General features: G+C 74.2%; 11 protein-coding genes and 1 tRNA gene. 9 read left to right on the forward strand and 3 right to left on the reverse strand.

The genetic code is table 11. From position 1 onward, the window contains the following. Window positions 1-230 precede the first annotated feature (230 nt). On the forward strand, window positions 231-1,088 hold the full coding sequence (locus D1781_RS06920) for an SDR family oxidoreductase (RefSeq protein ID WP_158590029.1): 858 nt from the start codon (window positions 231-233) through the stop codon (window positions 1,086-1,088). Window positions 1,089-1,339: 251 nt separating this feature from the next. On the opposite strand, the gene D1781_RS06930 is transcribed toward D1781_RS06920, so the two are convergent. The 3 genes from D1781_RS06930 to D1781_RS06940 form a co-directional block, all read right to left on the reverse strand. Beyond that, window positions 1,340-1,411, reverse strand: a tRNA-Arg gene (locus D1781_RS06930). 117 nt (window positions 1,412-1,528) lie between these two features. After that, the gene (locus D1781_RS06935; RefSeq protein ID WP_233551064.1) at window positions 1,529-2,194 is read right to left on the reverse strand and encodes an NADPH-dependent F420 reductase; all 666 of its coding nucleotides are present in this window, start codon (window positions 2,192-2,194) and stop codon (window positions 1,529-1,531) included. 79 nt (window positions 2,195-2,273) lie between these two features. Continuing rightward, window positions 2,274-2,963 (reverse strand): hypothetical protein, encoded by a 690-nt coding sequence (locus D1781_RS06940; RefSeq protein ID WP_119481460.1) that lies wholly within the window; start codon window positions 2,961-2,963, stop codon window positions 2,274-2,276. Between the two features lie 132 nt (window positions 2,964-3,095). Here D1781_RS06940 and argS point away from each other — a divergent pair, with 132 nt between their 5' ends. The 8 genes from argS to prfA all read left to right on the forward strand — a co-directional run bounded on the left by argS (window position 3,096) and on the right by prfA (window position 13,957). Then, complete coding sequence (argS, locus tag D1781_RS06945) at window positions 3,096-4,769, forward strand: arginine--tRNA ligase (RefSeq protein WP_119481461.1); 1,674 nt, start codon at window positions 3,096-3,098, stop codon at window positions 4,767-4,769. Beyond that, complete coding sequence (locus D1781_RS06950; protein ID WP_119481462.1) at window positions 4,766-5,584, forward strand: LmeA family phospholipid-binding protein; 819 nt, start codon at window positions 4,766-4,768, stop codon at window positions 5,582-5,584. The genes argS and D1781_RS06950 overlap by 4 nt, the downstream gene beginning before the upstream one ends. Before the next feature lie 204 nt (window positions 5,585-5,788). Continuing rightward, window positions 5,789-7,198 (forward strand): diaminopimelate decarboxylase, encoded by a 1,410-nt coding sequence (gene lysA / locus D1781_RS06955; protein WP_119481463.1) that lies wholly within the window; start codon window positions 5,789-5,791, stop codon window positions 7,196-7,198. Continuing rightward, window positions 7,195-8,502: a homoserine dehydrogenase gene (locus tag D1781_RS06960; protein ID WP_233551065.1), complete on the forward strand. Its 1,308-nt coding sequence runs from the start codon at window positions 7,195-7,197 to the stop codon at window positions 8,500-8,502. Before lysA ends, D1781_RS06960 begins: the two co-directional genes overlap by 4 nt. 12 nt (window positions 8,503-8,514) lie before the next feature. Next, a complete protein-coding gene (gene thrC / locus D1781_RS06965; protein WP_119481464.1) occupies window positions 8,515-9,618 on the forward strand; it encodes a threonine synthase in 1,104 nt (367 codons plus the stop codon). Further along, window positions 9,615-10,565 (forward strand): homoserine kinase, encoded by a 951-nt coding sequence (thrB, locus tag D1781_RS06970; protein ID WP_119481465.1) that lies wholly within the window; start codon window positions 9,615-9,617, stop codon window positions 10,563-10,565. Before thrC ends, thrB begins: the two co-directional genes overlap by 4 nt. A gap of 144 nt (window positions 10,566-10,709) precedes the next feature. Continuing rightward, window positions 10,710-12,863 (forward strand): transcription termination factor Rho, encoded by a 2,154-nt coding sequence (rho, locus tag D1781_RS06975; RefSeq protein ID WP_267899787.1) that lies wholly within the window; start codon window positions 10,710-10,712, stop codon window positions 12,861-12,863. Then, window positions 12,860-13,957: a peptide chain release factor 1 gene (gene prfA / locus D1781_RS06980; protein WP_119481466.1), complete on the forward strand. Its 1,098-nt coding sequence runs from the start codon at window positions 12,860-12,862 to the stop codon at window positions 13,955-13,957. The genes rho and prfA overlap by 4 nt, the downstream gene beginning before the upstream one ends. Window position 13,958: the final 1 nt, after the last annotated feature.

The following is a 13,958-nucleotide window of genomic DNA, read 5'->3' on the forward strand; positions in this document are numbered from 1 at the left end:
CCGGCTGTCGCATCAGTGGCGGCCCGAGGCCCGTCTCCTAGCGGCAGAGCACTCAAGCGTCCCGCTACGAAAGTCTCGAGATCGCTGTCGCCCTGGCGCGCCGACCTCTTCGGGGTGTGGCGCGGATCAGCGCCTGTTCTAGACTCGTCGCAGCGAGGTGCAGCGTCGGAACGCCTCGTCGAGCACCGACTCCCTGTGGCGCGTAGTTCCTACGTGCAATGGAGTTCTCGATGTCTGCTCTCTCGCCCAAGCCCACGCTCGTCATGGGGGCGCGCGGTGCTGTCGGTGCCCACGTCCTGACCGGGCTGATCGCGCGCGGGGCCCCCGTGCGCGCGTCCGTGCGCCGGCCGGAGCCGGGTCGGTTCCCGGAGGGCGTCGAGGTGGTCGCCGCGGATCTGACGGACCGGTCCACCCTCGACGCCGCCTTCGACGGTGTCGGATCGGTGTTCCTCTACGCGGTCCCTGAGGGCGTGGAGGGCGTGGTCGCAGCTGCGCGAGCGGCCGGTGTGGAGCAGATCGTGCTGCTGTCCTCCGGCAGCGTGATCCACCCCACCTCGCGCGGCAACGCGATCACGGAGGAGCACCGCGAGGTGGAGGAGGCGTTCGCAGCGTCAGGTCTCACGGTCGTGCCGATCCGTCCGCTCGTGCTGGCGACGAACGCGCTGAACTGGTCGTTCCCGATCAAGGCGAACCGCGCGGTCGCGCTCTACCAGCCGGACGCGATGACCGCGCCGATCCACGAACGCGACATCGCGGCGGTGGTCGTCGCAGCACTCACCGGCGCCGACGGCACCTCCGAGCTGCTCACCGGTCCGAGCCGGCTCTCGCAGCGCGACCAGGTCGTCGCGATCGGCGCCGCGCTGCGCCGCGAGATCGACGTCGCCGAGCTCTCCCGGGATGACGCGCTCGGCCAGTACGTCCGCTTCATGCCCGAGCACGAGGCCGAGGCCGTTCTGCAGTTCCTGGACGACGCGGCCGCCGGGAACTCGCCCGCCACCGACACCGTCAGGCGCATCCTCGGCCGCCCGGCGACGGCGTTCTCCGAGTGGGCGACCGAGCATGTCGCCGACTTCAGTGCTGCTCGGTGACGGCGTCCCAGCCGGAGGCACGGCACGACCTGTTCGTCATGCGCGGCGGCGGCGCCGCCGCACCGGCCGGCCTGACCTTCGTCGCCGTGCCACTGCGGCACGAGGCCATGCTCGAGATCCCGGCCCTGCCGGCTCTCGCCGCGCGAACGCTCGCCGATCGAGTCCGAACTGATTGCACGGGACCCGTCGCCCTGAAGAGGTGGAGGCCCGTGACCAGGTTCACACCCTGATCACGGGCCTCATTCGGGGCGCGCCCCTACCAAGATTCGAACTTGGGCCTCTGCCTCCGGAGGGCAGCGCTCTATCCCCTGAGCTATAGGGGCCGACGGGACGCCCAAGGTTATCAGCCCGAGCGTTCCCCGATCTCCACCACGCGGTGGCCGGACCCTCGCGCGGGAGGTGGACCTGCCGCGCGAGGGTCCGGGTACCGCGTCAGGCGGTCAGCGGCCGTTCTTGTCGCGGACCGCCGCGGCGAGGTGCTGCTCGAGGTTCGCCTTGTCGTCCGGCTTCACGTAGCCGGGCTGGTCGCGCTCGATGCGCCAGCTGTCCGCGAGCGGGCCGCCGTCGACCGTGTCGAATCCGAACTCGGCGATGATCGCCGCGACGGTCGAACGCGCCTCGGCGTCGTCGCCGTAGACCGCGAGCGCACGGCGGCTGCCGTCGTCGAGCGTCGCGCCGTCGGTCGTCAGGTCGGCCGCGCCGATGTGGTTGAACGCCTTGACGACCTTGGAGCCCGGCAGGTGCTCCTGCAGCAGCCCCGCGGTGGTCGCCTCGTTCGCGTCGAGACGAGCGATCTGCCCGTCTCGCTGCGGGTAGTAGTTGTTCGTGTCGATCACGATCTTGCCCTCGAGGGGCGCGACCGGCACGGCGTCGATGTTCTTCAGCGGGATGGTGACGACGACCACGTCGCCGGCCTGAGCCGCCTCCTCCGCGGTGCCGGCCTTCGCGTCGGCGCCCAGCTCCGACACGAGGTCGGAGAGGGTCTCCGGGCCGCGCGAGTTGCTGATGACGACCCGGTAGCCGTGCTGCACGGCGAGCCGCGCGAGCGCGCTGCCGATGTTGCCGGCGCCGATGAGTCCGATGGTGGAGATGCCCTGCACTGTCATGCAGAGCCCGAACCGGCGGAGCCGCGGGTCATTCCCGATCGCAGCCGGCTGTCAGGTCCCGTGCAGCCGATCGCGGTGGTCAGCCCGCGGTGGTCGGCGCGGGCGTCGCACCGGGAGCCGGCGCGCCGGGCAGGGGCGTGCCGCTCGGCGTGGGCGTCGGGGTCGGCTTCGCGCCGAGGCCCAGGCCGTCGAGCGCGGACGCGACCACGGCCGAGGCGTCGCCCGGCTCGTAGAAGCGGTTCGACCGGACGAACAGCCAGGTGCGGCCGCGGAACACGTCCGCCTGCCCGATGTGGTCGGCGACCTGGAAGTAGGCCTCGCCGCCGTACGTCGGCACGGACTGGCTGCGCAGCACGAGGTCGTCCTTCAGCGCGGTCGCGTCCTTCACGGACGGCTTCGCCGCGCCGACCTCGAGCAGGTCGCCGGCGGCCGTCGTCCAGCGGCAGGTGGTGCCGTGCAGGTCCTCGAGGCGCGCCGTCGGGTCGTCCGCCTCCGGCACCCAGCCCTTGACGACCGCGAAGGCCGGGTCGAGCGCGCGGGCCACGGCGGCGGGCACCAGCTGCTTGCACTTCAGCGACACGGGCGTGGCGTCCGCCGCGATCTGCGTCGGCGGCGGAGTGGTCGGCGTCGGAGCCGGGGTGGAGGCCGCTGCGGTCGGGGCGGCGCTCGACGGCCGGATGTCCGCCACGGGGTTCGAGGTGCAGCCCGCGAGGGCGCCCAGCACGACCAGGGAGGCGACCAGCGCGGTCGCCCGGCGGATCGTCGGCATGGGTCGGTCCTCCCGTCGCGGCACGACCCCCGTCCGGGGGCGGTCGTACCGTAGCAACGGGCCCGCCCGCATCCGTGGCGCCGCGTCGGCGCGGCGGAAGCGGCGTGTCGCCCGCCGGTAGGCTCGTCGACCATGACTCCGGCCGAGCTCCAAGTCGCTGTAGGGGAACTCGTGCGGTCGGCCGCCGCGCGACGCGGCGCCGATCTCGCGCTGTCCGACGCCGACGTCGTCCTCGAGCGCCCGCGCTCCCGCGAGCACGGCGACTGGGCGAGCACCGTCGCCATGCGGGTCGCGAAGCGCATCGGCATGCCCCCGCGCGACCTCGCGCAGGAGCTCGCGAGCGACCTCGGCGCCCTCCCCGGCGTCGCGGAGGTCTCCGTCGCCGGCCCGGGCTTCATCAACATCACGCTCGAGGCCGCGAGCGCCGGCGCGCTCGCGGCGCGCGTCGTCGCCGAGGGGGAGGCGTTCGGCCGGGGCGACACGCTCGCCGGGCAGCGCCTCAACCTCGAGTTCGTGTCCGCGAACCCGACCGGGCCCATCCACCTCGGCGGCACGCGCTGGGCCGCGGTCGGCGACAGCCTCGCGCGCATGCTGCAGGCGCAGGGCGCCGACGTCACCCGCGAGTACTACTTCAACGACCACGGCGCGCAGATCGACCGCTACTCGGCCAGCCTGCTCGCGGCCGCGCTCGGCGAGCCGGCACCGGAGGACGGGTACGGCGGGGCCTACATCGCCGAGATCGCGGAGCGCGTCGTCGAGGGCTACGGCGGCGACATCCGCGCGCTGCCGCGGGAGGAGGCGCGCGAGGTCTTCCGCGAGCGGGGCGTCGACCTCATGTTCACGGAGATCAAGGAGTCGCTCCACGACTTCGGCGTCGACTTCGACGTCTACTTCCACGAGAACGACCTCTACGCGACCGGCGCGGTCGAGAAGGCCGTCGCGCGCCTGACCGAGCTCGGCCACATGTACGAGGCGGACGGCGCCCTCTGGCTGCGCACGACCGAGTTCGGCGACGACCGCGACCGCGTGGTGATCCGCGGCACGGGCGAGCCCGCCTACATCGCGGGCGACATCGCCTACTACCTCGACAAGCGCAGCCGCGGCTTCGACCGCGCGATCATCATGCTCGGCGCCGACCACCACGGGTACATCGGCCGCCTCATGGCCGTCGTCGCCGCCTTCGGCGACACCCCGCACGTGAACCTCGAGATCCTCATCGGCCAGCTCGTGAACCTCGTCCGCGACGGCAAGCCGCTGAAGATGTCGAAGCGCGCCGGCACCGTGGTCACGCTCGAGGACCTCGTCGAGGCGGTCGGCGTCGACGCCGCCCGGTACACGCTGGTCCGCAGCTCGGTCGACACGGCGCTCGACGTCGACCTCGACCTCATCTCCAAGCGGACGAACGACAACCCCGTCTACTACGTGCAGTACGCGCACGCCCGCACCCGGTCCGTCGCCCGCAAGGCGGCGGAGGCGGAGGTCGCCCGCGAGCACGACGGCCGCGACGCCTTCGACCCGTCGCTGCTCGTGCACCCGACGGAGTCGGACCTGCTCGGCCAGCTCGAGCAGTTCCCGCGCACCGTCGAGCGCGCCGCGACCCTCCGCGAGCCGCACCGCGTCGCGCGGTACCTCGAGCAGCTCGCCGGCGCGTACCACCGCTGGTACGACAACTGCCGCGTGATCCCGCCCGCGGGGGAGCCGGTGGAGGACGTGCACCGCACGCGCCTCGTGCTGAACGACGCGGTCGCCACGGTGCTGCGCAACGGCCTCGGCCTGCTGGGGGTCTCGGCGCCGGAGCGCATGTGACCGAGACCTCCGGCGTCCGGCGGGATCCGCCGACGATGCCGCTGCCGGTGCAGGAGGCGGTCCGGCGCCGCCGGCGCGGGCGCCGCGCCTGGCTCGTCGTCCTGATCGTCCTCGTCGTGCTGGCGGTGCTCGCCGTCGTCGCCTTCTTCGTCGGCGACCGGATCTTCCGCGCGAACGCCGAGGCGCAGATCGAGCGGAGCGTCGAGCAGAACCTGCCGAACGGCGTGACCGGGAGCGTCGACGCGACCGTCGGCGGCGGCTCCGCGCTGCTGCAGTACCTGCACGGCTCGTTCGACGACGTGACGCTCACCTCCTCCGACCTCCGGGTCGCGGGCGCGCCGGCGTCCGCGCGCATCCGAGTCGCCGGGCTGCCGGTCGACGGCGGGAGGATCGACCGCGCGACGGGGACGATCTCCGTCGGCCAGGCGGCGTTCCGGACCGTGCCCGCGCTGCGGAACGTCGGGGCGACGGCGCCGCGGCTCGGCGACGGCACCGTATCGACGACGCTGACGCGCAAGTTCCTCGGGATCGACGTGAAGGTCGCGGTCGCCCTGAAGCCGGCGCTCGACGACCAGACCGTACGGCTCAGCCCCACCTCCGCGTCGCTCACCGCGGGCCCGGCGACGATCCCGGCGACCGCGATCGTGCAGCAGCTGCTGCCCGACGGCGTCTCGGTGTGCGCCGCGAGCTACCTGCCGCGCGGCATCGAGCTCACCTCCGTCCGCATCCGGCCCGGGCAGGCGGTGGCCGGGCTCGCGGCCCGCGACGTCGACCTGAACGCGCTGGGGTCCGCCGAGACCGGCAGCTGCCGCTGACGCCTCCTGGTGAGTTCCCGCTCGTGGTCGTTCTGAGGCCGTCGGAGCGACGATCTGTGGCAACTCGCAGGCCCCGGTAGGATCCGAGCGGCTTCAGGGACCACGCCGGGTCCGCTCGCCCTCGGCCCGCACCCTCGGCCCGAGCCGTCGCCGCGCGACGGCGGCCGGCGCGGGCACTTCGATCGATCGACCGACGAGAGCTCTGTGACCACGCCGAACCCGCTCGCGCCCGCCCGGCTCACCGCCGCCGGCGACCCGCAGGCCCTGCCCGCGCACGTCTGGCCCGCGAGCGCCCGCCGCGACGACGACGGCCGCATCGAGATCGCGGGCGTCGCCCTGACCGACCTCGTCGAGCGCCACGGCACGCCGCTCTACGTGCTCGACGAGACCGAGCTGCGCACCCGCGCCCGCCGCGTGCTCGACGCCTTCGGCTCCCGCACGGCGCCGCTCGGCGCCCGCGCCCACGTCTACTACGCCGCGAAGGCGTTCCTCACCGCCGACGTCGCGCGGTGGATGCGCGACGCGGGCCTGCGCCTCGACGTCGCGACCGGCGGGGAGCTCGCGCTCGCCCTCGCCGCCGGCGTGCCGGGGGAGCGGCTCGGCCTGCACGGCAACGACAAGTCCGACGACGAGCTCGCCACCGCCATCGAGGCCGGCGTCGCCTCGATCGTGCTCGACTCCGCCGAGGAGGTCGGCCGCGTCGCCGACGCCGCCCGCCGCGCCGGAGCGGTGCAGGGGGTGCGGCTCCGCGTCAACAGCGGCGTCCACGCCTCCACCCACGAGTACCTCGCCACCGCGCGCGAGGACCAGAAGTTCGGCGTCGCGCTGGCCCAGGTCCCCGGCATCGTCGCGGCGGTCCGCGCCCGGCCGGAGCTGCGGTTCCTCGGCCTGCACAGCCACATCGGCTCCCAGATCCTCGGGGTCGGCGGCTTCGCGGAGGCGGCGCGGCGGCTGCTCGAGGTGCACCGCGACCTGCTGGGCGGCGGCCCGGTGCCCGAGCTGAACCTCGGCGGCGGCTTCGGCATCGCCTACACGGCGGACCAGGAGGCGGTCGCGATCGAGGAGCTCGCCGACGGCATCGTCGGCACCGTGGTCGACGCCTGCCGCGAGCTCGGCGTGCCCGTGCCGGACCTCGCGTTCGAGCCGGGCCGCTGGATCGTCGGGCCCGCGGGCGTCACCGTCTACTCGGCGGGCACGACGAAGGACGTGGAGCTGCAGACCGAGGACGGGCCGGCCGTGCGCCGGTACGTCAGCGTCGACGGCGGCATGAGCGACAACCTCCGTACCGCGCTCTACGGCGCGGAGTACGAGGTGCGCCTCGCGAACCGGCTCTCGACCGCAGAGCCCGTCCTCGTGCGCGTCGTCGGCAAGCACTGCGAGTCCGGCGACGTCGTCGTGCAGGCCGACCTGCTGCCCGCCGACGCGGGGCGGGGCGACCTGCTCGCGGTCCCCGCCACCGGGGCGTACCACCACAGCCTCGCCAACAACTACAACCTGCTCACGCGGCCCCCGGTGGTCGCGGTGGCCGACGGAGCGGAGCGCGTGCTCATCACCCGGGAGACCCTGACCGACCTGTTCGCCCGCGACACGGGCCTCGCCGGAGGCGCGGCGTGACCCCGGGCGTGCAGCCGATCCGCGTCGCGGTGCTCGGCGCGGGCACCGTCGGCGCCGAGGTCGCGAACCAGCTGCTGAGCCGAGCGGCCGACCTCGAGTCGCGCGTCGGCGCCCCGCTCGTGCTCGCCGGCGTCGCCGTGCGCGACCTCGACGCGACGCGTCGCCCCGCGCTCCCGAAGGAGCTGCTCACGACGGACGCGGAGAGCCTCGTGCTCGGCGCGCACATCGTGGTCGAGCTGATCGGCGGCGTCGAGCGGGCCCGCGAGCTCGTGCTCCTCGCCCTCGAGAGCGGCGCCGACGTCGTCACCGGCAACAAGGCCCTGCTCGCGACCCACGGCCCGGAGCTCTTCGCCGCCGCCGACCGCGTCGGCGCCCAGCTGAACTACGAGGCCGCCGTCGGCGGGGCGATCCCGATCATCCGTCCGCTGCGCGACAGCCTCGCGGGCGACGACGTGCGCCGCATCCTCGGCATCGTGAACGGCACGACGAACTTCGTGCTCGACCGGATGGACGAGCACGACGACACGCTCGAGGAGGCGCTCGCGGACGCGACCCGCCACGGCTACGCGGAGGCGGACCCCTCCGGCGACGTCAGCGGCACCGACGCCGCGCACAAGGCCGCGATCCTCGCCGGCCTCGCCTTCCACACGCGCGTGCCGCTCGCCTCCGTGCCCGTCGAGGGCATCGAGCGGATCACCCGCGACCAGATCCGCGCGAGCCGCGAGACCGGCCACGTCGTGAAGCTCCTCGCGATCTGCGAGCGGCTCACCGGGCCGGACGGGAAGGAGGCGGTGAGCGCCCGGGTGCACCCCGCGCTGCTGCCGCGCCGCCACCCGCTCGCCTCGGTCCGCGGCGCGAACAACGCCGTCTACGTCGAGGCCGAGTCCGCGGGCTCCCTCATGTTCTACGGCGCGGGCGCCGGCGGGCCCGAGACCGCGTCCGCCGTGCTCGGCGACCTCGTGTCCGCCGCGCGGCGGCACGTCATCGGCGGCCCGGGCCTCGCCGCCCCGCCGTCGTCCGGCCTCCCGGTGATCGACGCCGGGCTCGTGTCGAGCCGCTACCAGATCTCGCTCACGGTGCGGGACGAGCCGGGCGTGCTCGCCCGCCTCGCGTCGATCGTGGCCGAGCACGACGTCTCGATCGAGACGGCGCAGCAGACGAGGGCCGCCGCCGGGGGCACCGCTACCCTGGTGATCGGTACGCACCGCGCGCCCGAGGCGGCGCTCGCGGCGGTCGTCACGGCTCTGGGCGGCGCGCCCGAGGTCGAGGCCGTCGCCGGGGTGCTCCGCATCGAGGGCGAGTAGAGGACGAGGGCGATGACGGTGGAGACGACTCCCGCGGGCGTGCGGTCGCGGCAGTGGCGCGGCGTGATCCGCGAGTACGCCGACCGGCTCGACGTGTCCGCGGCGACCCCGGTCGTGACGCTCGGCGAGGGCGGCACGCCGCTGATCGAGGCGCCCGCGCTGTCGCGGCGCACCGGTGCGCGCGTATTCGTGAAGTTCGAGGGCATGAACCCGACCGGCTCCTTCAAGGACCGCGGCATGACCATGGCGATCTCGAAGGCCGTCGAGCACGGCGCGAAGGCCGTCATCTGCGCCTCGACCGGCAACACCTCGGCCTCCGCGGCCGCCTACGCGACGCACGCCGGGATCACCGCAGCGGTGCTGGTGCCGGAGGGGAAGATCGCGCTGGGCAAGCTGTCCCAGGCCATCGCCCACGACGCGCAGCTGCTGCAGGTGCAGGGCAACTTCGACGACTGCCTCGACCTCGCGCGCGAGCTCGCGGAGCAGTACCCGGTCCACCTCGTCAACTCGGTCAACAACGACCGCATCGAGGGGCAGAAGACCGCGGCGTTCGAGGTCGTCGAGGTGCTCGGCGACGCGCCCGACTTCCACTTCGTCCCGGTCGGCAACGCCGGCAACTACACGGCCTACCACCGCGGCTACCGCGAGGAGGTCGACCGCGGCGCGACCACGCGCCTGCCCCGCATGTTCGGCTTCCAGGCCGCCGGCTCGGCCCCGATCGTCGACGGCCACGTCGTCAAGCACCCCGAGACGATCGCCTCCGCCATCCGCATCGGCAACCCGGCGTCGTGGCGGCTCGCGATCACCGCGCGGGAGGACAGCGACGGCTACTTCGGCGCGATCGACGACGCCGGCATCCTCGCGGCGCACCGCATCCTCTCCGCCGAGGTCGGCATCTTCGTCGAGCCCGCGAGCGCGATCAGCGTCGCCGGCCTGCTCGAGCGGTCCGAGGCCGGGGCGATCCCCGCCGGCTCGACCGTCGTGCTCACCGTCACGGGCCACGGCCTCAAGGACCCGCAGTGGGCGCTGAAGGGCCCGGGCGGCGAGGAGGCGACGCCGACGAGCGTGCCGGTCGACGCCGCCGCGGTCGCGGCGACCCTGGGCCTCGGCGGGTGACCTCCCGCGTCCCCGCGGGCCGCACGGTCGTCGTGGAGGTGCCCGCCACCACCGCGAACCTCGGGCCCGGCTTCGACACCCTGGGCCTCGCGCTCAGCGTCTACGACCAGCTGACGGTCACCGCCTCGGACGAGCCCGGCGTGCGCGTCGAGGTGCACGGGGTCGGCGAGGGCGAGGTGCCCGTCGACGAGCGCAACCTCGTCGCCCGCGCCATCCTGCGCGTGTTCGAGGAGGTGGGGGAGGAGGCGCCCGGCCTCGACCTCGTCGCCCGCAACGTCATCCCGCACGGCCGCGGGCTCGGCTCCTCCGGCGCCGCCGTCGTGTCCGGCATCGTCGCGGCGAAGGGCCTGCTCGACGGGATCGTCGACCTCGACGGCGACCGCCTGCTCGCCATCGCGACGGCGATGGAGGGCCACCCCGACAACGTCGCGCCCGCGCTGTTCGGCGGCCTCACGATCGCCTGGACGGGCGTCGACGGCCCGCAGCACAAGCGGCTCCTGCCGCACCGCAGCGTGTCGCCGCTCGTCCTCGTGCCCGAGCAGACGATGTCGACCGCGCTGGCCCGCAGCCTGCAGCCGACGTCGGTGCCGCACGCGGACGCGATCTTCAACGTCTCGCGGTCGACCCTGCTCATCGCGGCGCTCATCCAGTCGCCCGAGCTGCTCTCCACCGCGACGGAGGACCGCCTCCACCAGTCGTACCGCGCGAGCGCGATGCCGGAGACCGACCGGATGATCGGGCTGCTGCGCGCGGCGGGCCACGCCGCGGTGGTGTCGGGCGCCGGGCCGTCGATCCTGGTGCTCGCGAGCGACCCCTCGCAGCGCCTCGCCGCGGCCGGGCTCGTGACCTCGAGCGCGGCCCAGCGGTGGACCGCCCTCCTTCCGGCCGTGGACATCAAGGGTGCTACGCTCGACCTCCAGCAGGCACCTGCGCGCGCCCACTCCTGACGGAGCGCGCGGGACGTCTCCCGGCCGGATCTGAGGCCGGAGCAGCCTCTCCGGACCGCGGTTCCACCGCGACCGGGAACACCCAGGGGCGGCGGGAGAGACCCGTCCGCTCCTTCCGGGGCCCGAGGACCCCATCATCCGATCGTGACCGACGTCGAACCCCGACCTCGAGCCGCCGGCACCCCTGTGCCGCGCCTCTCGCGCAGCCGTCTGACCGCCATGCGCGTGGACGACCTGCGGCGTCTCGCCGTGTCCCTCGGCATCGGGAACACCTCCACCATGCGAAAGGGCAGTCTCGTGGACGCCATCGACGAGCAGTACGAGAACCAGACCGACACCGCCGCTCCGGACGCCGACGTCCAGGACGGCGAGCAGCAGCAGGCCGAGGAGCACGCGCCCTCCGCCGAGGCGCCCCACGACCCGAACCCGGAGGGGCTGCAGCCGCAGCCCGAGGAGGCGGCCGAGACCGTGACGGCCGCCGAGGACGCGGTCGACGAGGCCGAGGGCGGCGCCGAGGCGCCCGACGCGGCCGAGCCCGCCGTGGAGCAGGCCCCGGCCGAGGCCGAGCAGCCCGCCGCCGAGCAGGCGCCCGCCGAGGAGCCCGCCGCCGACTCCGGCGTGACGCAGGTCGAGCCGGTCGAGCCGCAGACCGAGGCCGAGCAGCCCGCGACCGACGCCGAGCAGGACGCCGGGTCGACCGACTCCGACGCGCCGCGCTCCGCCGCCTCGCACGTCAACGCGGGCCTCACCGGCATCGCGGAGGACCTGCAGGCGCTGCAGGCCCGCGAGCAGGCCGAGCGCGACGCCGCGGGCGGCGAGCCCGAGGAGCAGCCCGCCGAGGGCGAGCGCACCGGCGGCCGTCGCGGCCGCGGTCGCGGTCGCGGGCGCGGGCAGAACGCCCGCCAGAACGCGGACCAGCAGCAGCAGGCCGAGGGCGACGCGCAGCAGCAGCCGAAGGCCGAGCCCCAGCAGGCCAAGGCCGAGGCGCCCGCCAAGCAGGAGCCGAAGCAGGACCAGGCCCAGCAGAACGGGCAGCAGCAGAACGGCCAGCAGCAGCGGCAGCAGGCCGCCGAGGACGGCGAGGGCCGCCGCGGCCGCTACCGCGACCGCAAGCGCCGCGGCCAGGGCAACGAGTGGGACGAGCCCGAGATCCGGGACGACGACGTCCTGATCCCGATCGCGGGCATCCTCGACGTGCTCGACAACTACGCGTTCGTGCGCACCTCGGGCTACCTCTCCGGCGCGAACGACGTCTACGTCTCGCTCGGCCAGGTGAAGAAGTACAACCTCCGCCGCGGCGACGCGGTGGTCGGCGCGATCCGCCAGATCCCGGAGAGCGAGCAGCCGAGCCGCCAGAAGTACAACGCGCTCGTCAAGGTCGACTCGATCAACGGCCTGCCGGTCGCGGAGGCCGAGGGCCGCCTCGAGTTCGACGCGCTCACGCCGCTGTACCCGGCCGAGCGCCTCCGCCTCGAGACCGAGGCCGGCAAGCTCACCGCGCGGGTCATCGACCTCGTCGCCCCGCTCGGCAAGGGCCAGCGCGGCCTCGTGGTCGCCCCGCCGAAGGCCGGCACCACGCTGCTGCTGCAGGCCGTCGCGAACGCGATCACGAAGAACAACCCCGAGGTCCACCTCATGGTCGTGCTCGTCGACGAGCGCCCCGAGGATGTCACGGAGATGCAGCGCACGGTCAAGGGCGAGGTCATCGCCTCCACGTTCGATCGGCCCGCCGAGGACCACACCACGGTCGCCGACCTGGCCGTCGAGCGCGCGAAGCGCCTCGTGGAGCTCGGCTACGACGTCGTGATCCTGCTCGACTCGATCACCCGCCTCGGCCGCGCCTTCAACCAGACCGCGCACCAGTCCGGCCGGCAGGTCGGCGGCGGCATCGACGCGGCGGCCCTGCTGCCGGCGAAGCAGTTCTTCGGCGCCGCGCGCAACATCGAGAACGGCGGCTCGCTCACGATCCTCGCCTCCGCGCACGTGGAGACGGGTTCGGCCGCGGACGAGGCGATCCTCGCCGAGTTCACCGGCGCGGCGAACGCCGAGATCGTGCTCTCCGGCGCGCTCGCCGACAAGCGGATCTTCCCGGCCATCGACATCACCCGCTCCGGCACCCGGCGCGAGGAGATCCTGATGGGGCCGGACGAGGTCAAGGTCACCTGGCAGCTGCGGCGCGCGATCGCGGGCCACACGCCGCAGGAGGCGCTCGACGTCGTCACGAGCAAGCTGCGCGAGACCGGCACCAACGTCGAGTTCCTCGTGCAGATGCAGAAGTCGCTGCCGAGCACGAAGTGACGGGGGAGACGGACGACCGCTTCGCGTCCGTCGCCCCGCTCGTCGCGGAGCACGCGGACCTCGAGCGGCAGCTCGCGGACCCCGACCTGCACGCCGACGCCGGGCGCGCCCGCCGCGTCGGTCGGCGCTACGCCGAGCTCGGGCAGATCGTCGGGGCCTGGGACGCGTACCGGCAGTACCGCGACGACCTCGCCGCGGCCCGCGAGCTCGCGCAGGAGGACCCGGCGTTCGCCGCGGAGATCCCGGACCTCGAGCTCGCCGAGACCGCGGCCTCCGACCGCCTGCAGAGCCTGCTCATCCCGCGCGACCCGGACGACGGGCGCGACGTCATCCTCGAGATCAAGGCGGGGGAGGGCGGGGAGGAGTCCGCGCTCTTCGCCGCGGACCTGCTCCGGATGTACGTCCACTACTCGGAGTCCAAGGGCTGGCGGACGGAGCTGCTCGAGCGCACCGAGAGCGACCTCGGCGGCTACAAGGACGTCCAGGTCGCGATCAAGGGCTCCTCGAACGACCCCGCCGAGGGCGTCTGGGCGCACCTCAAGTACGAGGGCGGCGTGCACCGCGTGCAGCGCGTGCCGAAGACGGAGACGCAGGGCCGCATCCACACCTCCGCCGTCGGCGTGCTCGTGTTCCCCGAGGTCGACGAGCCCGAGGAGGTGACGATCGACCCGAACGACCTGAAGATCGACGTGTTCCGCTCCTCCGGCCCCGGCGGCCAGAGCGTCAACACGACCGACTCGGCCGTCCGGATCACGCACCTGCCGACCGGCATCGTCGTGTCGATGCAGAACGAGAAGAGCCAGCTGCAGAACCGCGAGGCCGCCCTCCGCGTGCTCCGCGCCCGGCTGCTCGCCGCGCAGCAGGAGGCCGCGGAGGCCGAGGCGTCCGCCGCCCGCCGCAGCCAGGTGCGCACCGTCGACCGGTCCGAGCGCATCCGCACGTACAACTACCCGGAGAACCGGATCAGCGACCACCGCACCGGGTACAAGGCGTACGACCTCGACCGGGTGCTCGACGGCGCGCTCGAGCCCATCGTGCGGTCCGCGATCGAGGCCGACGAGGCCGCCCGGCTCCGCGCCCTCGCCGACGGCTGAC

Source organism: Amnibacterium setariae (genome assembly GCF_003581425.1).
GTDB classification, from domain to species: Bacteria; Actinomycetota; Actinomycetes; order Actinomycetales; family Microbacteriaceae; genus Amnibacterium; species Amnibacterium setariae.

Bases quoted from the DNA above. Each gene is read 5' to 3' on its own strand.
- thrC (WP_119481464.1), top strand. From the start codon at position 8,515: ATGACGGTGGAGACGACTCCCGCGGGCGTGCGGTCGCGGCAGTGGCGC.
- argS (WP_119481461.1), top strand. From the start codon at position 3,096: ATGACTCCGGCCGAGCTCCAAGTCGCTGTAGGGGAACTCGTGCGGTCG.
- D1781_RS06920 (WP_158590029.1), top strand. From the start codon at position 231: ATGTCTGCTCTCTCGCCCAAGCCCACGCTCGTCATGGGGGCGCGCGGT.
- D1781_RS06935 (WP_233551064.1), bottom strand. From the start codon at position 2,194: ATGACAGTGCAGGGCATCTCCACCATCGGACTCATCGGCGCCGGCAAC.
- D1781_RS06940 (WP_119481460.1), bottom strand. From the start codon at position 2,963: ATGCCGACGATCCGCCGGGCGACCGCGCTGGTCGCCTCCCTGGTCGTG.